This window comes from Aquimarina sp. AU119, assembly GCF_900312735.1.
GTDB classification, from domain to species: Bacteria; Bacteroidota; Bacteroidia; order Flavobacteriales; family Flavobacteriaceae; genus Aquimarina; species Aquimarina algiphila.
Map to the genome: position 1 here is coordinate 141,848 of NZ_OMPF01000024.1, position 20,321 is coordinate 162,168.

General features: G+C 31.5%; 17 protein-coding genes. 9 read left to right on the forward strand and 8 right to left on the reverse strand.

From position 1 onward, the window contains the following. Positions 1–14: 14 nt before the first annotated feature. The 5 genes from DK442_RS22040 to DK442_RS22060 all read right to left on the reverse strand — a co-directional run bounded on the left by DK442_RS22040 (position 15) and on the right by DK442_RS22060 (position 4,538). Complete coding sequence (locus DK442_RS22040; protein WP_370444677.1) at positions 15–470, reverse strand: beta-carotene hydroxylase; 456 nt, start codon at positions 468–470, stop codon at positions 15–17. Positions 471–491: 21 nt separating this feature from the next. Further along, positions 492–1,331, reverse strand: a complete 840-nt coding sequence (locus DK442_RS22045; RefSeq protein ID WP_109438083.1) for a squalene/phytoene synthase family protein — start codon at positions 1,329–1,331, stop codon at positions 492–494. A gap of 35 nt (positions 1,332–1,366) precedes the next feature. Beyond that, positions 1,367–2,860 (reverse strand): NAD(P)/FAD-dependent oxidoreductase, encoded by a 1,494-nt coding sequence (locus tag DK442_RS22050; protein ID WP_109438084.1) that lies wholly within the window; start codon positions 2,858–2,860, stop codon positions 1,367–1,369. A gap of 25 nt (positions 2,861–2,885) precedes the next feature. Continuing rightward, positions 2,886–3,782, reverse strand: a complete 897-nt coding sequence (locus DK442_RS22055) for a MerR family transcriptional regulator (protein ID WP_109438085.1) — start codon at positions 3,780–3,782, stop codon at positions 2,886–2,888. Positions 3,783–3,980: 198 nt separating this feature from the next. Next, the gene (locus DK442_RS22060) at positions 3,981–4,538 is read right to left on the reverse strand and encodes an RNA polymerase sigma factor (RefSeq protein ID WP_109438086.1); all 558 of its coding nucleotides are present in this window, start codon (positions 4,536–4,538) and stop codon (positions 3,981–3,983) included. A gap of 88 nt (positions 4,539–4,626) precedes the next feature. On the opposite strand from DK442_RS22060, the gene DK442_RS22065 reads away from it, so the two are divergent. Together DK442_RS22065 and DK442_RS22070 are read left to right on the forward strand one after the other, a co-directional pair. Beyond that, positions 4,627–5,799, forward strand: a complete 1,173-nt coding sequence (locus DK442_RS22065) for a FecR family protein (protein ID WP_160114295.1) — start codon at positions 4,627–4,629, stop codon at positions 5,797–5,799. A gap of 164 nt (positions 5,800–5,963) precedes the next feature. Further along, positions 5,964–9,206 (forward strand): TonB-dependent receptor, encoded by a 3,243-nt coding sequence (locus DK442_RS22070; RefSeq protein WP_235011007.1) that lies wholly within the window; start codon positions 5,964–5,966, stop codon positions 9,204–9,206. Positions 9,207–9,782: 576 nt separating this feature from the next. Here the strand turns inward: DK442_RS22070 and DK442_RS22075 are convergent. Both DK442_RS22075 and DK442_RS22080 read right to left on the reverse strand, forming a co-directional pair. After that, positions 9,783–11,024, reverse strand: a complete 1,242-nt coding sequence (locus DK442_RS22075) for an OmpP1/FadL family transporter (protein WP_160114296.1) — start codon at positions 11,022–11,024, stop codon at positions 9,783–9,785. Further along, positions 11,017–12,336, reverse strand: a complete 1,320-nt coding sequence (locus DK442_RS22080; protein ID WP_109438090.1) for a DUF4270 family protein — start codon at positions 12,334–12,336, stop codon at positions 11,017–11,019. The genes DK442_RS22075 and DK442_RS22080 overlap by 8 nt, the downstream gene beginning before the upstream one ends. 223 nt (positions 12,337–12,559) lie before the next feature. Here DK442_RS22080 and DK442_RS22085 point away from each other — a divergent pair, with 223 nt between their 5' ends. From DK442_RS22085 to DK442_RS22105, 5 genes are all read left to right on the forward strand, one after another. Further along, positions 12,560–13,444: a DUF6268 family outer membrane beta-barrel protein gene (locus DK442_RS22085; protein ID WP_109438091.1), complete on the forward strand. Its 885-nt coding sequence runs from the start codon at positions 12,560–12,562 to the stop codon at positions 13,442–13,444. A gap of 3 nt (positions 13,445–13,447) precedes the next feature. Then, positions 13,448–14,461 (forward strand): kelch repeat-containing protein, encoded by a 1,014-nt coding sequence (locus tag DK442_RS22090; RefSeq protein ID WP_235011008.1) that lies wholly within the window; start codon positions 13,448–13,450, stop codon positions 14,459–14,461. A gap of 64 nt (positions 14,462–14,525) precedes the next feature. Next, positions 14,526–14,876 (forward strand): DUF4907 domain-containing protein, encoded by a 351-nt coding sequence (locus DK442_RS22095; protein ID WP_109438092.1) that lies wholly within the window; start codon positions 14,526–14,528, stop codon positions 14,874–14,876. A gap of 21 nt (positions 14,877–14,897) precedes the next feature. Next, positions 14,898–15,929, forward strand: a complete 1,032-nt coding sequence (locus DK442_RS22100) for a sensor histidine kinase (protein WP_143916559.1) — start codon at positions 14,898–14,900, stop codon at positions 15,927–15,929. 1 nt (position 15,930) lies between these two features. Further along, positions 15,931–16,665, forward strand: a complete 735-nt coding sequence (locus DK442_RS22105) for a LytTR family DNA-binding domain-containing protein (RefSeq protein WP_109438094.1) — start codon at positions 15,931–15,933, stop codon at positions 16,663–16,665. Positions 16,666–16,699: 34 nt separating this feature from the next. Here DK442_RS22105 and DK442_RS22110 read toward each other — a convergent pair whose 3' ends face one another. Then, positions 16,700–17,581, reverse strand: coding sequence for an AraC family transcriptional regulator (locus tag DK442_RS22110; RefSeq protein ID WP_109438095.1), 882 nt, complete (start codon positions 17,579–17,581; stop codon positions 16,700–16,702). Positions 17,582–17,740: 159 nt separating this feature from the next. On the opposite strand from DK442_RS22110, the gene DK442_RS22115 reads away from it, so the two are divergent. Both DK442_RS22115 and DK442_RS22120 read left to right on the forward strand, forming a co-directional pair. Further along, the gene (locus DK442_RS22115; protein WP_109438096.1) at positions 17,741–18,919 is read left to right on the forward strand and encodes an AGE family epimerase/isomerase; all 1,179 of its coding nucleotides are present in this window, start codon (positions 17,741–17,743) and stop codon (positions 18,917–18,919) included. A 315-nt stretch (positions 18,920–19,234) separates the two neighbouring features. Further along, on the forward strand, positions 19,235–20,305 hold the full coding sequence (locus DK442_RS22120) for a glycoside hydrolase family 26 protein (protein ID WP_160114297.1): 1,071 nt from the start codon (positions 19,235–19,237) through the stop codon (positions 20,303–20,305). Positions 20,306–20,321: the final 16 nt, after the last annotated feature.

Genomic DNA, 20,321 nt, shown 5'->3' on the forward strand with positions numbered 1-20,321 from the left:
TTTGAGTTCTAAGGTTATTTTTTGAAATATTTAAATGGAACTACCAGCATTCCAAAGCATTCTCCTTTTTCTTTGCCAATATTTTTATGATGCATTTTATGAGCTCTTCTAACACCTTTTGCGTACCAATTATTTGCATTTCTCAATAGCTTAAAACGTTGATGAATAAAAATATCATGAACCACAAAATATGCAATACCATATGCCAAAATCCCTAGACCTATCGGTCTTCCTACCCAAAATGTGAGGGAATCATGAAATAAAATACAAGACATACTGACTACTGCATAAAACACAAAGAATAAATCATTGCGTTCCCACCAGCTACCATGATCTTTATGATGATGATCTCTATGCAAAGACCATAAAAAACCATGCATTACATATTTATGAGTAAACCAAGCCATAAACTCCATAATAGAAAATGCGGCTAGAAAAACTAATATTTGAATAAAGATTTTCACAAGCATAAGATTTGTACAAAAATACGGTTAAATTAGATTTAATCTATAGTCAAAATATGATTTGGCTAATAAACCAAATTTTTGGTAATTTGGGACTCGTATGCGAGCATTTTTTATTTCCAGAGAAGGAGTTTTTTTAAGTTTTTTTAACAATTTACGATAATAAATAAATGCAGTATATACCCCAAACTTTGCTTCGACAGGAAGTTTTAAAATTCCTTTAAGCCCTTTTTCAAAATCGTCTTCTATCTCTTTTATAATCCTAAGTTTTGAATCTTCATCTAACCTGTTAAGATCAGTATTAGGGAAATAAGTTCTTTCCAAATTTTCGTAGTCGGCTTTAAGGTCCCGTAAAAAGTTAACTTTTTGAAATGCAGATCCTAAATGCATTGCACTTTCTTTGAGTCCGTCATACTTATTCTGGTCTCCATTAACAAAAACCTTTAAACACATCAATCCAACCACATCTGCAGATCCGTAAATATATTCTTTGTATTCTAAATCCGTTAGGTATTTGGTCTTATGAAGATCTAGTCTCATGCTTTTCATAAAGGCTTCATAAAGTTCGGGATTAATATTGTATTGATGTACAGTTTTTTGAAAAGCATTAAGAATAGGGTTTAAGCTAATTCTATTTTCAATTGCTTTATACATTTCTTCTTCAAAATCATTAAATAATTTTTCTTTGTCATAATCATGAAATGTGTCTACAATTTCATCTGCAAACCTTACAAAACCATAAATATTGTATATGTCTTGTCGTATAGAATCTGATAACATTTTTGATGCTAGCGAAAATGAAGTACTGTATGAATTGGTGACAATTTTACTACAACTATAGGATACTGTATCAAAAATTGCTTTCATATGGATTGAGTTTAGTTAAGAGTTGTTGAGATGGTTTATGTTGTGATTAGTTCTAGTTCTTTATGTTGTTGATATTCGGCTTCAATTAATCCTGCTACTAGCTTACCAGAAATTAGTGATGGTGGCACCCCAGGGCCAGGAACGGTAAGCTGTCCTGTGAAGAATAAATCTTTTACTTTTTTACTTTTCAATTTGGGTCTAAGGAAAGCAGTTTGTAAAAGTGTATTCGCCATTCCATATGCATTTCCTTTATACGAATTATATTCTTTAATAAAGTCTTTTACACAAAAGGACTCTTTAAAGATAATATTATTTTTAACATTTTGTTCTGTTAAAGCTTCGAAACGGGTAATAATTTTATCAAAATACTGTTCTCTTAATTCATCTGTATCTTCTATACCTGGAGCTAATGGAATAAGAAAAAAACCATTTTCATTACCTTCCGGAGCAGATTTAGCATCTGTTAATGAGGTGAAATTAGCGTAAAATAGAGGTTGATCAGGCCATTTAGGAGAATCATATATATCTTTTGCGTGTTTATCAAAATCAGTATCAAAAAATAAGTTATGATGATTTATGTTTTTTAATTTCTTATCAAAGCCTACATAAAATAATAAGGAAGAAGGAGCAAAGGTTTTTTTGTCCCAATATTTTTCAGAATACTGTCGATGTTCTATATTTAATAATGTTTCTCCATGGTGATAATCTGCGCCACATAATACAATATCGGCATCGATCTTTTTATCATTTACTACAATACCATTAGCTTTTCCGTTTTCAACGACAATTTTTTTGACATTAGAATCCGTATGAATTTTAACACCCAGAGATTGCGCTAATTTTCCCATTCCAAGTATTACTTGATACATACCTCCTCTTGGGTGCCATGTTCCTAATCCAAAATCTGCATAATTCATGAAACTATAAAATGCAGGAGTATCGCTTGGTTTGGCTCCCAGAAACAGGACTGGAAATTCGAGTATTTGAATTAGTTTTGGGTTTTTGAAATCTTTACGAACCTCTTTAGAAATTGTGCTGAAAAACTGACCTATCCTTTGGATGGTTTCTTTAGTTACTAATTCTAATGGAGAAACCCCGGGTCTATAAACCAGATTTTTTATGGCTATCTCATAATTGTTTTGAGCAGTAGCGATAAATTTTTTCAATTTAGTAGAACTCCCTTTTTCTTCATTCTCAAAGGCTGTATATATTTTGTCTAACGTGTCTTCTATCGCAATGCTTTCTTTGTTTTCAAAAAATACTTTGTATGCTGGGTTTAGTTTATCAAGAGTGTAAAAGTTAGAAGCAGTTGTATTAAAATCATTGAAAAAACTCTCAAATACGTCGGGCATCCAATACCAAGAAGGGCCAATATCAAATGTGAACCCCTCCTTTTTTAATTGTCTTGCTCTCCCTCCAATAGTAGAGTTTTTTTCATAAATAGTAACCTCATATCCTAGTTGTGCGAGGTAACACGAAGCAGAAAGAGAAGAGAAGCCAGAACCAATGATCGTTATTTTTTTTGACATAACTAGAGAAATGGATGTTTACTTTTTAAAGTTCGGAAATTAATGCACTAATTGTATTGAAATAACGATGATTTTGCACATTACTTTTATCAATATGCATAATCTGCTTACCTAGCATCCAAAGTTCATTTGCCTTTTCTGTACAGACAATTTTGTTAAAATCATCTACATAACTAGAAATATTATCTTTTTCAGGTTTTATAGTAAAATAGGATACAAATATAGTTTCTTCATGAAAAGAAAGCATATTAGGTAAACTATCTAAAGGAATACTTGGCCCGAGATATATCGCTTTGTACCCATGTAATAAAATCTCATAATTTACATATAATAACCCCAATTCATGTATTTCATTCTCGGGAAGAAATAATACAAATGCTTTATCTTGTTTTGTTGGTTTAGAATATTGAAGTTTTTCTATGTTTAATAACAATTTTTGTTTAATCAAATTAGTGATAAAATGTTCATGCGAAGGACTAATAGTATTCGTTTGCCATAATAATCCTATCTCTTTGAGAAGCGGTATGAAAACATCTACAAATATTTGCCTGAAATTTCTCTTACTTTCAAGTTGTTCGTAGGTTCCTAAAAATAATTCAAGATCATAATTAAGCATTGCAATCTTAAAGGAATTTATCGCTTGATTTTTAGTACTGTTATCGGATACAATACTTCTAACATATTCATTAATTTGTTGTTCATCCAGTTTAGAGATTCTGGATATTTTGTATCCACTATTAACCAAATAGGTAACATTAAGTAGCTTTTGAAGACTCTTTAGGTTGTAAGTCCTTATATTAGTTTCAGTACGATTAGGAGAAAGTAGATTATAGCGTTTTTCCCATATTCTTATGGTGTGAGCTTTTACACCACAAAGATTTTCTAAGTCCTTAATACTAAAAATTTGTTTAACGTTGTTCACCTTTTTTTAAAAATAGTTAAACAAACTTAAGCAAAAGAAAACACTTATTTTTCCATTATTTGTTAAAATAATTAAGATAATTGTTAAAAAAAGATTCTATTATGGTAATAACTGCGTTTTCTTGATGGTATCTAATACTAAAGTTTAATAAAAATTAATTTTTTTAAAAATGAAATTAAAATTTTGATTTTGAATTGTTTATAAGAAAAAAATAGAAACATTAGTTTTTAGAAAGCGCAACGCTTTACTAATATGAACTTCGACAGTTTTGGTAGAAATCCCCAAAATAACAGCAATTTCTTTATGTTTTTTTTGTTCTAATCGACTTAACTTAAATACTTCTCTACATTTTTTTGGGAGCTTTTCAATAGCTTTTTCAAGTTTGGACCAATCTGTGTCTAATTGACTTTCTTCTATCTCATTGTATGTATCAAATATTACTTCCCACTTTAACGTATCCAAAGCATCGTATTCTTTCTTCTTTTTTCTTAGATGCATCAAGAATTCATTATGACAAGCTCTAAAAAGATAGTTTTTTAAAGAAGTAGTAATGTTTAATGAAGACTTTTTTTCCCAAAGTCTGAGTAGAACATTTTGCACAAGGTCTTCTGATAATGAAGAATCGTGAGATAGTTTATATACATAGTTATAAAGCCACGAATAATATCTATCAAATAATATTCTATAGCTATGCTGATCCCCTTTTGTAAGCCCTTGAATCAGTAACTTTTCTATGTCACGTGTATTAGTATTCATTATGAAAATCGTAGACTAAATTAAAAAAAATAAAATAAAGTAAGGGATTTGTGGTTTTTCTGCATCTTTTAATTAGAAAATGCAAAGAATGGATAATTATTTAACAATAATTGAAAAATATCTTGAAGGGAGCATCTCAGCTTCAGAGAAAAAAACTTTACAAGAATGGCTTGCTGAAGAAGAAAATCATGAGATACTTTTCAGACAAAAAATAAAAGAATGGTATGCTAAACAAAAAGATATCCCGGTAGATTCAAATGATGCTTATATACGTTTTAAGCAAACTATAGATGAAAAGGCTAAAGAAGAAATTGTATTTAAACCATGGATTAAGATTATAAAATATGCTGCAATTTTAGGAGGAGTAATTTTAGCAGGATACTATTATACTACACTAGACAGGTTTACTCATAAGACAAATACTGATATTGTAGAGTCAAGTACATCATCAATGGATAAGATCAAAATAACGGATGAAGAAGGTACTATAACCTTAATGAGTTTTGATGATAAAACAGATATAACAAACGCAAGTGGAAATTTAATAGGGAAAAAAGATCAACATCAATTTATAGTGCAGCCAAATGAGGCTACAACTGAGACTAAGTATATGGAAATCTCCATTCCGAAAGGAAAGCTTTTTCAACTAACACTGTCTGATGGGACAAAAGTCTGGTTGAATGCGGCTAGTACTCTAAAATTTCCACAACATTTTATTGCATCTGAAAAACATAGAACCGTTTACCTCGAAGGAGAAGCATTTTTTGATGTCACTACGAATAAAAAACAACCTTTTGTTGTAAAAACATCTACTGTGGATGTAGAAGTGTTAGGTACACAATTCAATGTGTCTTCTTATGCAGAGGATACAACAGTAAAGACCACTTTGGTAGAAGGTGCAGTAGTTGTAAATGATCAGAGTGAAAATACAGGTTCATTAAAACTCTCTCCAAGTTATCAGGCTATTTATAGTAAAGAAAAGAATGTTTTAGATAAAAAGAAAGTAAACACCATGTTATATACTTCATGGATGGATAGGAAGATTATTCTACAAAATGAATCTTTTGCAGAAGCATATAAAAGAATCGAACGAGCGTATAATGTTACTATAATTAGTCAGAATAGAAAATTAAATAACACAAATTTTACAGGAGAATTTGACATAGAAAATATTGAAGAAATCCTAAAAACATTTTCAGGAACTTTAAAATTTACTTATGAAATAGATCAAAATAAAATTTTAATACATCCAGAAAACTAATGGCAAGATTCATTAGTAATATTAAAAACAATAAAAACCTCATTGCTTATGTAAACACAAAATGATTACAATTTATCAGTAAAAAAAAGGAAGTGCTGCTACACTTCCCTTACTGATTCGATTATTATATAACTGAGTACTTAACAATCAAACTTTTCAAAAATATGAAAAAAATGGGTAATCGTGCGCTATTTTCACACATAGCACACCAATCAATTGCATTAAAAATGAAACTCACACTAGTCTTATTTTGTTTTTCTATCTTTCAGATGATGGCTACATCTGGCTTTTCGCAAGGTAAAATAGAACTAGACTTTAAAGAAACTCCAATATCAGAAGTTCTTGAAGCTATTAAAAATCAGACATCTTACAAATTTTTCTATATTAATGATGAAATAAACCTTAAAAAAAAGACGACCATACGAGTTGATCGAGAAACCTTAGATAATGTTTTGCAACTCTTGTTTGACCATACAGATATTTCTTATACCATTATTGGTAAACAAGTTGTATTGAAAAAAACTCCATTACTTGAAAATAAAACGGAGGTTCAACAAGAGATTAAAGGAAATGTAAAAGATTCTAATGGAAGTCCCCTACCAGGAGCAAACGTACTGGTAAAAGGAACGTCAACTGGGACGCAAACAGATTTTGAAGGTAACTTTGTTATCGATTTACCAGAAGAAAACAATATTTTGGTGATTTCTTATATTGGTTTTGAGACTGTAGAAGTAGATGCAGAAGGTAAAGACTTTATATCGGTAACTTTAAAAGATGCATCAGCACAATTAGATGATGTTGTAATAGTTGGTTCTAGAAACCCTAGTCGTACAGCTACAGAGACTGCAGTAGCTATTGATGTTATCGATATTACAGAAATTGCATCACAAGGCCCGCAGACTTCTGTAAACGAAATCTTAAATTATGTTGCTCCTTCTTTTACTTCTCAGACTCAAACTGTTTCTGACGGAACAGATCATATAGATCCTGCATCTCTACGAGGTCTGGGACCAGATCAGGTTTTGGTATTAATCAATGGAAAAAGAAGACATAATACTTCTTTGGTTAATGTAAATGGTACTGTTGGAGCTGGTAGTGTGGGAACAGATATGAATGCAATTCCTACTGCTGCTATTAGACGAATAGAAGTGCTACGTGATGGAGCTGCAGCACAATATGGTTCGGATGCTATAGCAGGTGTGATTAATATCGTATTGAAAAAAGCAACCGGGAAATTAGATCTTACCGTTACTACAGGAGCTAATTTTAGTGAAAATTCTAATCAGTTTGAAGGAGGGAGTGATGGTGAAAAAGTAAAATTAGAAGCTAATTATGGTTTAGCCATAGGAGAAAATGGAGGCTTTATAAATTTTACGGGATCTTTGTCCACAAGAGAACCTGCATTACGTAATCGTGATTATCAAGGAGATATTTTTAGAGGATTTCATGGTGCAGAACGAGTTTTTGCTACAGGTGGAGGAAATGTGGCAGAAATGACATTAGCAGATTACCAAACAGCAGCACAAGGGATAACCTATCTTGATCAAGCTACTAGAGACCAAATAGCAACATTAGATGTTGGTAATGCAGCAGATGTAGAAACTTTAAGAGGTTTACTGGATGTTGATGTTGATGAAGATGAATTAACAGCCCGTGGGTTAACTCGTGAAGATTTTAGATTTAAAGTAGGAACGGCCAAATTAAGAGAAGGTAAATTCTTTGCAAATATGTCAATTCCGCTTAGTGAAGATACAGAGTTATATAGCTTTGGGGGAATTAGTTATCGACAAGGATTAGCTTCTGGATTTTATCGAAGACCAGCACAAGGAGATGGTAGAGCAAATACTCCTGCTTTTCCTAATGGTTTTTTACCTAGTATAGGAACCGATATTGTTGATAAATCAATCGCATTAGGAATCAAAGGTAAAATTAAGGATTGGAATATAGATTTTTCAAATACTTATGGTATTAATATTTTTGATATCACTGTTGGTAATTCGAGTAATGGAACCTTGGGAGTGGCAACACCCAGAACTTTTGATGCCGGTGCATTAAGCTTTATGCAAAATACCACGAATTTGGATATTACAAAATTTCATGAGGATATTTTTAGTGGACTTAACGTGGCAATGGGTGCAGAATATAAAGTTGAAAATTATACCATCACAGCGGGAGAAGAAGCTTCTTATACTAGTTATGATGTTAATGGGAACCCCGTAACTAGTATTACTACTGATGCAGAATTAGTTCGTAATAATTTTACTGGAGCTCCACTTGGTGGAGGGTCACAAGTATTTAGAGGGTATGATCCAAATAACGAAACCGATAAATATAGAAATAGTATTGCAGGGTATATAGATCTCGAAGCTGATTTTACAGAGAAATGGTTAGTAAGTTTAGCAGCCAGATATGAAAACTTTTCTGACTTTGGAGATACGTTTAATTATAAATTAGCTACTCGCTATAAAATAACAGAGAATTTTTCTGTTCGGGGAGCAAATAGTACAGGATTTAGGGCGCCATCATTACATCAACAATTCTTTAGTAGAACAAGTACTGTTTTTGTGGATAACCAACCTTTTGAACAAGGTACTTTTACTAATGATAGTAGAGCGGCAGCTCTTATCGGAATTGCAGAATTAAAAGAAGAAACTTCTGATAGTTATAGTGTTGGTGTCACTGCAAAAATTCAAAATTTTACAATTACCGCAGATGCATATTTGATCAATATTGATGATAGAATTGTGTATAGTGGTAGTTTTGGAAATGGAGGAGATCCTGAACTTACAAGAATATTTCAAGATGCAGGAGCGACGAGTGCTCGTTTCTTTGTAAATGCAATTGATACAAAATCACAGGGGATTGATGTTGTAATCTCACATAAGCTCGATATTGGATCAAATGCAACATTGAGGAATGACCTCTCTGGTACTTTTGCAGAAACAGAAGTTGAAGAGATTCGAGTGCCTGAAAGAATAGCCAATGCTGGCGAAAGTGGTAACTTTTTTGATGCTCAGGAAGAGGCTTTTTTAACATTAGCACAACCAAGAACCAAGGTGAGTCTTACCAATGCTTTATCTATAGGTAAGTATAATATACTGTTGAGAAATGTATTCTTTGGAGAAGTTACTGATCCTGATGATTTTAACGGAGATCCACGAGTAGAAGGAACTACAGTAAGCGATGATGCCGTTTATGGAGGAAAAGTAGTTACAGACCTTTCTTTTTCTACCACGATCTTTGAAAATTTGAATATTACAATAGGAGCCAATAATTTATTAGACGTATATCCAGATGAAAACCGAGCTGGAGGGACAGCAGGTGATCAATTTGTGTACTCTAGAAGGACATCACAATTTGGATATACTGGAAGATTCTTATTCGCAAGAGTTAATTTTAGTTTATAGCTAGAATTGATATTGTTAATTTAGTTTTGTTTGCAAAAACAGGCAAGGATCGTCATTTGTCCCTGCCTGTTTTTTTATAACATCATTACAATAGCCAAAAGTGATGCTGCGCTGAATAAAAGACAAAGTTTAGCAACAAAATAGCTGTCAATTTTTAGAACAGTTTTCATAGTTGATGGTTTTAATAGTTAAGAAGATAAATACCGATTTTTTTTAATGAATTATCTGTGAATGGCATGACTGCAAGCTCCTGGGAGACTTGATAAAAATTCTAGTACAGCTTTGAAATTGAATCTGATTTTGGTTTTAAATGGATTCATAATGTATTTTTTTTAATATCTGATATTGAATTAAAATTCTTAAGTTTTAAATAACTTGGTGATGCAAAGGTAATTAGAGACTTTATTGTTGTAAATACGTGGGGATACGTAATTTTATGTAATGACACGTAGAGTTTTTTTTATGATGAATATGATTGTTTTGATGCTATAATGAGTATAACCAGATTAGTAACGAATAGAATTAAGTTCAATAAATAAAGGTTTCTGTTTTTTTGAAAAGACTAAAGAAAGTGTTCTAATTAAATTTTATTTTTTTAAACCAAATATCCTTAAGGCTTAAGTTGATATTAATGAGGTTGAATTTTTCCTCTATCAGAATACCTTCTACACTACCTCTTTGCCCAGAGGTAAAAGATATGTTGAGCATAGAATTACCACTTCTACTTATTGGAAATCCTATTCCTGCACTAAAACTGTAATTGTCGATAACTTCGGTATTTACTTTTAGATATCCAGAATCATAATTGATTCCCGCTCTAAATTCTACGTTTTGCCAATATTTAAGACCTCTCTCTCTTGCACGATATTGTGCTCCAAGACTAATAATGGATTGATCCACGAATTTTCCTATTTCATCTTTTTGATCGGTAGTACTCCATAAATTTCTTTTATAGTCAATGTTTAAAGTTAAACCATTCATAGGTTTTGCACGTACGCCAAAACCAATTTCTAATGGTAATTTGAAATTAGAAATATCTAGTCCTTTTTCACTTTCCTCATCAGTGGCAACAAAATCTAAAGTTTTAGTTACAAATCGATCTTGCGAACCATTTAATGATGTTGGTAGATCAGTTGTAAAGCCAATTGTATAGGTGTCATTGATATCATACTGAAACCCGAAACCAAATCTAAATCCGTTATAAAAATTCTCTTCAGTAATATTCAGGAAAGCTTCTCCGATTACAACATTTTCTGTTTCCTTAATAGATCCAAATAAATATGAAGTGGTAAGGCCAATTCTGAAGTTGTCAAAGAGCTGGTAGCCATAGTTCAGTTTTAAATCACTAAGCCCTCCAGATCCTGTTATGTTACTAACAAATTCGTTTTGAGATCCCTCGATATTACTCCTTATGCCAACTAATGAATATCCCACATCTGTAAACGGAATGATAGATATGCCCAGCCCAGAACGATCACTTACACTAAAAGCAAAAGCCAGATTAGAGAAATTAGCAGCTAATCTTAATTCATCTTTACTACTGTTCGAAACTTCATTTAGTTCTCCTAAAAAACCAATATCGAGTAAAAAACTTTGTTTAGGAATTGAAGCGAAAGAAGCTGGATTATAAATATTAATTAGATGATTGCTTTCGAGAGCTATACCACCTCTTCCTAATGCGTTATTTTTTCCAATGTTGGAGTTCGATTGAACACCTAAACCAAAGAGAGAATAAGGAGACCCTGTAAGGTTATTGGTTTGAGCAAACATACAATGTGTTGACCAGAAAATTAAGAGGATGCTTAAATGTTTATTCATCTTTACCATATATCGCATAGGTGATAATTAATTGAGCTTCAAAATCGGTACTGTTTTCTCCTTCTAGTACAATTCGGTTTACCGTATCATTAAAATTTTGAGGAAAAATAGCAATGCCATTATCAATTTCTGGAGCTTCTGATATTTCACTTTCTAAATAAACACCAATAGGAATTTCATACACGATTTCATTAAATTCTTTATCACTTTCATCGATTGTAGCAAACACATTGTTTGTTCCATTGGCTAATTGATTTCCTATGTTGTTATTTTGGTCAATGTTGTTGACAAAAAGAGAATCACGTATCGGAAGAATATTGCTATGAACCTGTAGAGGTGATTTTATTCGTAGTGTTGCATCCACTATTGTACCGGTACCTGGAATTTCTTGAATTTTTTTTATCGTAGGAAATTGAATTTTTGTGATAATTCCAACTCCAGCTTGGATATAGCTTCGGTTATTAGATTCTGTAGATGAGAGGTTTATTTCTTGATCGGTAAGTGTAGTAAAAAAGGTTCCATCTGTGTTGCTTTGAATATTATTAAAATAGGTAGGGAATGATTCGCTTACATTTATACCCAAGTCAAAAGTTTGTTCATCATCTTCGAACTCAGAGTCTTCGAGTGTATAGAAAAATCTAAGATAGGTTACAGTATTATCTGTTGAAAAGCCAATTATTGAGGAGTTGTCTAATTCGCCAGGTAGTAATGCAAAACCTTTTAGCTCATTACGCAACTCCTCTTTATCATTTATATCCCCTTCTTGTATTTTGTCAAATAACGTTTGGCCAATATCTATCGGAATCGAAATATGAAGAGAATCCTCACGTATCGGTTCGGGTTTATAATTTTTTGTTGCAATTGGAGCCTCTTCATACGGTATTGTGCTTGTATTGTAAAATACATCATCTTCGGGTCTTACTTCATCTTTTAATAAGTGTACATTAATAGATGATGTTTTTAAGGTGTCATTGTAAAAATAGTTGTCATAATTAAGGATTAATGCAATACTATCTAATTTGGCGTCATTGGGAATAGAATAACTTTCGGGTGTGAGTTCCATATAGCTTTTTGCTATAGTGATGCCAAATATCTCATCGATATACTGACCTACCAAAATTCGACTTGGTGATGATGTAGTTATACTATCTATTTTGTATGTAGATAATTCTACTGTAAATGTATCTATAGATATTACTCTAACATTTGAGCTAGTAAAATCTTGACCTACTTCTAATGTAGGTATATCTTCTTCTTCAGAACAGGCTATTGTTAAAATGCCACAACACAATAAAAATGGTAAAAATTTCATTTAGACTATTAATTTCTCTAACAAATGAAATAGAGAAGCTTCTAATCTGAAACTATATTATACCTATTCATAATATGTATAGACAGATATGTGTTTTTTAGAGACGAAACATATATCTATAGATTGGTAGATAAAAAATACAATTCTGTCTATAGAGTTCTAATCTCGGTATATTTTTTTTTCTTCCGTAAGACTACCTAAATACTTTTATCAAAAATTAATAATGCAACGTTGTTTAAAATACATTGTTTTGGTATTTGGAGTAGGGAATGTCTTGTGGGCGCAAAATCCTGATATGGAGGTTGCGGGATTTGAATATACTGTTATTCCCGGTCTAGGAGAGGTTGGTATAGAAAAATATACTGCGAATCTAAATTTTGGAAAGAAATTCAATAAAAGTGTTTTGGGCTTTGGGGCATCATATGACTCCTACAATTTTATGTTTAATAATGCTGCCATAGATTTTGATACCCAATCGTATGAAACTATACATACCATAAAGACACGGTTGTTTTATAGGTATTCTATAAATAATTCATGGTTTGCTACTGTACTGTTTTCTCCGTCATTATCATCCAATTTAGAGGGGAGTTTGAGCAGTGAAGACTTAATAATGAGTTCTGCGGCTACGGTCTCAAAAAGTTGGGATAATGAAACCAAGTCATCCGTATTGACTTTTGGAATCAGCTTCGGTACTGCATTTGGTAAACCTCAATTTATTCCTGTGATCTCATATCAGAAAAAGATAAATACACAGTGGAGTTATAACTTGGGTATACCTCAAACAAAGCTTAATTACAGTTTTGATTTACGGCATAAAGTTTCTATATCCGCAAGTTTTAAAGGGCTCTTTGGAAATATATCTTCCACAATGAACTTTAAAGATTTAGGGAATTTAACAGATACTAAATTGCAATACAATGCGCTGGATACTAGTGTAGAATATAACTATAGAATACAACCTAATTGGACTACTGTAATCAGAATAGGGTATTCTCCATGGAATCAATTAAAAATCCTGGATAAAGAAAATAAAGAAATATATGATTTTGAGATAGATAACACTGTGTTTATATCTATGGGGTTAAAATTTAATTTAAACAAATAAAAAATGAAAACAAATGACAAACTAATGCAATTCGTAAGTAAAGAAGCTAAAACTGTATTATACTTCTTCATTACTCTTTGTATGCTAAGCTGCTCTAGTGATGATGATGATAGTAGATTAGGAAATTGGGTAGATAGCTCAGTTTTTGACGGAACACCAAGAAGTAGCGCAGTAGCATTTACAATTGGAGATAAAGGATATATGGGTACTGGTTATGATGGAGATGACTATTTAAATGATTTTTGGTCCTATGACATGACAGGTAATTTTTGGAGTCAATTAGCAGATTTCTCAGGAAGCCCTCGTAGTTCTGCCGTAGCTTTTGCTGTTGGTAATCAAGGGTTTGTAGGGTCTGGTTTTGATGGAGATAACGAATTAGGAGATTTTTATAGATATAATCCCTCAACAAATAGTTGGAATCCAATTGCTGAATTTAAAGGACTTCCAAGACGTGCAGCAATAGCATTTAATTCTGAAACCACAGGATATGTTGGGACAGGTTTTGATGGAGATAATGATAGAAAAGATTTTTGGAAATACTCTCCAGAAACAGATACATGGGAAGAATTAGTAGGCTTTGGAGGTGATAAAAGAAGAGAAGCCACCACATTTAGTATAGGCGATAAAGTATATATGGGAACCGGAATTTCTAATGGATTAGATCAGGATGATTTTTGGGTTTTTGACACTACTACAGAAGTATGGAGTCCTTTAGGAGATCTTGATACAGATGATTATGATGTTAAACGTAGTAGCGCAGTTGGATTTAGTATTGGGGATAAAGGATATTTGGCAGGTGGAAGTATTAGTGGTGGAGTTACAACATCTATTTGGGAATACAACCCGGTAACAGATTTTTGGGATGAAAAAACATCATTTGAAGGAGCTTCAAGACAAGATGCAATAACATTTTATAATGGGACAAAAGCATTTGTAGCTCTGGGAAGAAGTTCTAATTTATATCTAGATGATAATTGGGAGTTCTTTCCCCTACAAGAAGAAAACGATGATGATTAATTGATTGATTGTGTATTCATTTGTTTGTTTGTCAGTCAGCTCCTAAACCTTTTTTTCAAGAGAAATGAAAAGAACATTAACTTATTTATTGATTTTTGAAATTATAGTATTCGGCGTATTAGCAGGAAATTATTTTCTCGAAAGAAAAACAAATCCCGATTTATATTCTAAATATTATAGGGTGAAGGTAAAGGAGCTCTCTGATGACAACGGGTGGTATTATGAGATATACAAGGATAGTCGTTTGTTTATACAACAAAAAAATATACCCGGAGCTTTGGGAAATCAATATTTTAAATCTAAAAAAGATGCTCAAAAAATAGCTCTTCTGGTGGTTGATAAGCTAGAATGTAGAATTTTACCATATATAACCAAAGCAGAATTGGATAGTTGTAACATAGATTTTAAAAATTAGTTATGTATAAAAACAATGATTTTGAAAAAGACTTTTAGAATTAAAGAGATTTGGGTTCATGTTATCTCTTGGGTTTGTCTATTATCATTCCCTTTGGGAATTTCTCTTATTCAAGTTGGGACAATACGACCGGGTTTCTTTACACAAGTTTTCTTTAATCCAATTGTGTTTTATGCTAATTACTCTATACTAGCGCCAAAACTTCTTTTAAAAAAGAAAATTGTATTCTATATTATTAGTTCAATAGGATTTTTGCTCATATTTAATTTTATAGTTAGTAACTATATTCCTAAACATTTTCCTCTAGGTAGATTTGACAGTATTATTCAATATGGTAATGAATTTCCAAGAGCAGGACATTTAAAACACACCATACGAGGTGTTTTTTTCTTTGCTTTTTTTCTTTTGGGAGGAATCTTCTGTCTAATGAGGGACTTTTATAAAAGAGATAAAATGACCAAAGAAACCGAAGCGCATCGTGCAGAAACTGAGCTTCAGTTCTTAAAAGCACAATTAAATCCACATTTTCTTTTTAATTCTTTAAACAGTGTATATTCTTTAGTTCGTAATAAATCTAATGATGCCCCAGAAGCAGTATTAACGTTGTCAGAACTAATGCGATATATGCTCTATGAAGCCAATCAGGAGATTGTGCCTTTAATTAAAGAAATTGAGTATATTAAAAATTATGTTTCCCTGCAAAGATTACGTCTTTCGAATAGTGAAGATGTAAAATTGTCAATACGAGGAGAATATGAAAAGAAAAATATATATCCACTGTTATTGATATCCTTTATAGAAAATGCATTTAAATATGGTACTGATTTTAAAGGAGTAACTGATATACTTATAAAAATAGAAGTGATAGAAAATAGGCTCACGTTTAATGTAAGTAATATCATAGGAGTGTATAGAAAGAATATAGATAATTCTGGAGTTGGTTTAACTAATATTAAAAATCGATTAGAACTTCTATATCCAGATTTACATACTCTTGATATTAGAGAAGAGAATAATCGTTACATAGTAGATTTAACCCTAATTCTTGAATGATATGAGATGTATAATAATAGATGATGAACCATTGGCTTTGGGAATTATTAGGTCGTATTGTGAGGATATTGGAACTCTGGAAATTGTAGGAGCATTTACCAATGCATTAGAGGCTATTCCGTTTTTGAATGATACTCACGTGGATCTTGTCTTTCTGGACATAGAGATGCCTCAAATCAATGGAATTGATTTTATCAAAACGTTAGACCATAAACCTCTCTTTATTTTTACTACAGCGTATTCTCAATATGCATTAGAAGGGTTTGAGATTAATGCAGTCGATTATCTGGTAAAGCCAATTTCTTTCCCAAGATTTGTAAAAGCAGTAAATAGGGCAAAAGAAATTTATGAACTCAAAAAAAGAAATAAAAAATCATTAAAGATTTCTATGTCTGATGCTAGTTCGACTGCCATGTCTCATATAGATCAGTTTGTTTTTGTAAAATGTGATTACGGTACAGTAAAGATCAAACTAAAAGGCATTAAATATATTCAAGGATTGAAGGATTATTTAAAGATTCATGTTTTAGAGGAAAAACCAATACTTACCCTAATGACGTTTAAAGATTTACAAACAAAATTACCAGATGATCAGTTTTTAAGAGTACATAGATCCTATGTTGTTAATATCAGAAGTATTGATGCAATTCAGCGAAGCAAAGTTATTATTGATAATGTAAGAATTCCTATTGGCGATAGTTATAAAACAGATTTTCTAAAAAGAATAGGAGTGTAGTTATAGGTAAATAGAGTGTGACTACTTTTGATGTCTAAAGAACACGTTTTATTCCTTCAAAATCTTTTTTGTATTCAGTAGGAGTACATCCTTTATGTGCTTTAAAAACACGATTAAAATTAGAAACGTTATTAAAACCACAACCATAAGCAATTTCAGAAATAGAAACTTTTTTTTCAAGTAACCATTGTGAGGCAAATCCCACTCTAACATCATTTAGGTATTCAATAAATGTTTTACCTGTTCTTTTTTTGATAAACCGGCTAAAGGATACTTCAGTCATATTTAACATAGAAGCCATATCTTGAACCTTTATTTTGGTATGAAAATTTTCTTGCAAATAATTATATACGATTTTGATCTTATCACTATTATGAAATTCTTCTGTCGTAGGAGAGTAAATTGAAAGCTTTTGTTGCCCATTCGATATTGCCAGGAAATGTAAAATAGAAATAAAAGAGAGGAAATACTCTAGCCCTTGAAGCGTGGAAAGATTTTTAATTTTAGGATATATCTCTTCAGCTGTAGATTTTGAAAAAAGGATACCATGCGATGAGCGTTCGAACATATCCTTAATGGGTTTCATTATTGATCTGCTTAAAAGTTGATCTTGAAGTAAATCATTGTGAAACTGAATGGTGATTTCATGAATATTCTTTTGAGTACAATTATGTAATGTCCAGCCATGAAAAAGGTTTGGCCCTACCAGAACCAATTCGATATTGTCTATCTCCATCATATGATCCCCTATAATACGACGTACTCCTTTGCCATTATGTATAAAATTAAGCTCGAATTCTGGATGAAAATGTATAGGGAAATCAAAATCATCTTTTACCCTGTCAAAAACAAGAAAACAGTCTTTAGAAGTTAAAGGAGTAATTTCTCTATGTATATTTTGCTCTAAAAGCTTCATTTTTTAGAATTAGCTTACAAATTGACAAAATAGTGCTAAATCTTCAATTAATACAACACTACTTTTGTAAAAATATAAAATTGATCGAACTATGTACCCTTAGCGCAAAATGTAACATTTGCCTGAAAATGATGTTCGACCAGAGGTAAAGTTAAGCAAATGGATATATTAGGAAATCTAAAAAAACATCTTACAACAGAATTAGAAAGTATACTTAACTATTGGAAAAATAATACAATAGATAATAAGTATGGAGGTTTTATTGGTCATATAGATTATCCTGATATTAAGAAAACTAAAATGAATAAAGGGATTATTCTTAATTCTAGAATATTATGGACATTCTCGGCAGCTTCTAATTTCTATAAAGACAATAGATATGCTGATCTGTGTGAAAGAAGCTTTTCTTATCTCAAAGATTTTTTTAGAGATAATGAAGAAGGAGGAGTATTTTGGGAAGTTGATTATAAAGGCGTACCAATAAATAAACGAAAACAAATCTATGCACAGGCATTTACAATTTATGCACTTTCTGAATACTATCTTTTTTCAAAAAATGAAGAAGCAAAATCTTGGGCTATAGAAATTTTTGAAACCATAGAAAATATAGCTTTAGATACTAAGTATGGTGGTTATATCGAAGCGTTTAATCAAAATTGGAATACCATAGAAGATATGCGTTTAAGCAAAAAAGATGATAATGCGGCCAAAACAATGAATACCCATCTTCATATTTTAGAAGCTTATACTACATTATATAAGATTTACCCCATCAAAAAAGTGCAAATGGCTTTGCAGAACTTATTGCAAATATTTACTGATAAATTACTTAGTCATGATGGACATTTTAATTTATTTTTTGATGAACACTGGAATTTAAAAAGTTCAATTTACTCTTATGGGCATGATATAGAAACCTCTTGGTTATTGGTTGAAGCAGCGAAAACATTGAATAATGAAGAATTACTTGAAAAAATAGAAAATATTGCTATTCTAGTTGTAAATACCTTTGTTAATGAAGCTATTGATGATAAAGATGGAGTGATGAACGAAATAGATATTACCACAGGAAATATAGATACAGACAGACATTGGTGGCCACAGGCAGAAGCTATTGTTGGATTATACAACGCATATAGAATTACTAAAAAAGACAAGTATCTCGATATTGCATTTAAAATATGGAAATTTACCAATACATACATTATTGACCATAAGTATGGTGAATGGCATTGGTTGGTAGATAAAAATGGAAAATATAACCCCCAACATGAAAAAGTCGGAATGTGGAAATGCCCATATCATAATAGTAGAGCATGTATCCAAATTATAAAATAAATAAACCCGTGTTTTCTTTTCTAACTCAAAAATCAACCTAAATGGAGTTTATTTCGTTGAATCTGTATAGTAAATGATAAAATAGTATTACATCTGTATTTGTTCTGAAATTACTTTTGTGACATCGATTTTGATAAGAATATTTTATAGATTTTTAAATATTGTTATCAATTATTCAAAATAATGAGTTTAATGATGTTAAAAAAAATTCTGACTTTGTGTTTAAGTAGTAATGGGTTTTTAGTAAATGTAGATTTTTCATTACTAAGAAATAATTTAGTTTTCATTTTTGTTTTTATCTATTCATTATTTCTCATGTCTTGTAAGCCTACTTCTGATTTGATGAAAAAAGAAGCTTTTTTAGTAGATATTAAAGCCAAACAACAAACAAAATATTTATATCATAGAATTAAAGAAATTTCTAAACTAGGATATGCTTTTGGTCATCAGGATGCAACTGCTTATGGTATAGGATGGAAAAATGACGGAACGATGTATAAAAGTGATGTTCAGGAGGTTTCTGGTCAGTATCCTGCAGTTTATGGTTTTGATATTGGTCATATAGAGTTAGATCATGAACATAATTTGGATACGGTTAATTTTAAATTAATGAAAAAATTAATCAAAAAAGCACATAAGAGTGGAGGTATAGTCACCATAAGCTGGCATCCAGATAATCCTTTATCTAATAAGAGTAGTTGGGATACTACATCTACAGTAAAGCAAATTCTTAGAGGAGGAATATTGCATGATAAATATAAAAATTGGTTAAAAAGAGTAGCTAATTTTATGAATGGACTTAAAAAATTTATTGGGCCGCAAGTTCCTATTGTTTTTCGACCTTTTCATGAAATGAACGGAGATTGGTTTTGGTGGGGTGCAGCAAGCTGTACAGAAGAAGAGTATAAACGCCTATGGCGAGAGACTGTTTACATTCTTAAGGATGAATATAAAGTTCATAATTTATTGTATTTATACTCTCCAAACACATTGAACACCGAAAGTGAATTCCTAAAATATTACCCAGGTGATGAATATGTAGATATGTTAGGAGTGGATATATATCAATATGGTACAGAAGCAGAGTATATGAATACGTTAAAAAGAGATATTGCTGTATTGAAAAAGGTAGGTGCAGAAAAAGATAAGCCATTTGCTCTTTCAGAAACAGGATTTAGTATGCTAAAAGGAGTACCGCAGTGGTGGACAAAGGTTTTGGATAAAAGTGTTTCGGATTCAGGAATTGCTTGGGCATTATTCTGGAGAAACGCATGGATGAATCATTTTTATGTACCTTATAAAGGACAGGAGACTAGTAAAGATTTTTTAAATTTTAAAAAGTTACCGCACGTTCTTTTTTTGGATGAAATACAGAAAATAAAATAGATTAAATATCGAAAAT

Bases quoted from the DNA above. Each gene is read 5' to 3' on its own strand.
- DK442_RS22050 (WP_109438084.1), bottom strand. From the start codon at position 2,860: ATGTCAAAAAAAATAACGATCATTGGTTCTGGCTTCTCTTCTCTTTCT.
- DK442_RS22120 (WP_160114297.1), top strand. From the start codon at position 19,235: ATGTCTTGTAAGCCTACTTCTGATTTGATGAAAAAAGAAGCTTTTTTA.
- DK442_RS22070 (WP_235011007.1), top strand. From the start codon at position 5,964: ATGAAAAAAATGGGTAATCGTGCGCTATTTTCACACATAGCACACCAA.
- DK442_RS22075 (WP_160114296.1), bottom strand. From the start codon at position 11,024: ATGAATAAACATTTAAGCATCCTCTTAATTTTCTGGTCAACACATTGT.
- DK442_RS22090 (WP_235011008.1), top strand. From the start codon at position 13,448: ATGAAAACAAATGACAAACTAATGCAATTCGTAAGTAAAGAAGCTAAA.
- DK442_RS22080 (WP_109438090.1), bottom strand. From the start codon at position 12,336: ATGAAATTTTTACCATTTTTATTGTGTTGTGGCATTTTAACAATAGCC.
- DK442_RS22040 (WP_370444677.1), bottom strand. From the start codon at position 470: ATGCTTGTGAAAATCTTTATTCAAATATTAGTTTTTCTAGCCGCATTT.
- DK442_RS22060 (WP_109438086.1), bottom strand. From the start codon at position 4,538: ATGAATACTAATACACGTGACATAGAAAAGTTACTGATTCAAGGGCTT.
- DK442_RS22095 (WP_109438092.1), top strand. From the start codon at position 14,526: ATGAAAAGAACATTAACTTATTTATTGATTTTTGAAATTATAGTATTC.
- DK442_RS22110 (WP_109438095.1), bottom strand. From the start codon at position 17,581: ATGAAGCTTTTAGAGCAAAATATACATAGAGAAATTACTCCTTTAACT.
- DK442_RS22115 (WP_109438096.1), top strand. From the start codon at position 17,741: ATGGATATATTAGGAAATCTAAAAAAACATCTTACAACAGAATTAGAA.
- DK442_RS22085 (WP_109438091.1), top strand. From the start codon at position 12,560: ATGCAACGTTGTTTAAAATACATTGTTTTGGTATTTGGAGTAGGGAAT.
- DK442_RS22105 (WP_109438094.1), top strand. From the start codon at position 15,931: ATGAGATGTATAATAATAGATGATGAACCATTGGCTTTGGGAATTATT.
- DK442_RS22065 (WP_160114295.1), top strand. From the start codon at position 4,627: ATGGATAATTATTTAACAATAATTGAAAAATATCTTGAAGGGAGCATC.
- DK442_RS22045 (WP_109438083.1), bottom strand. From the start codon at position 1,331: ATGAAAGCAATTTTTGATACAGTATCCTATAGTTGTAGTAAAATTGTC.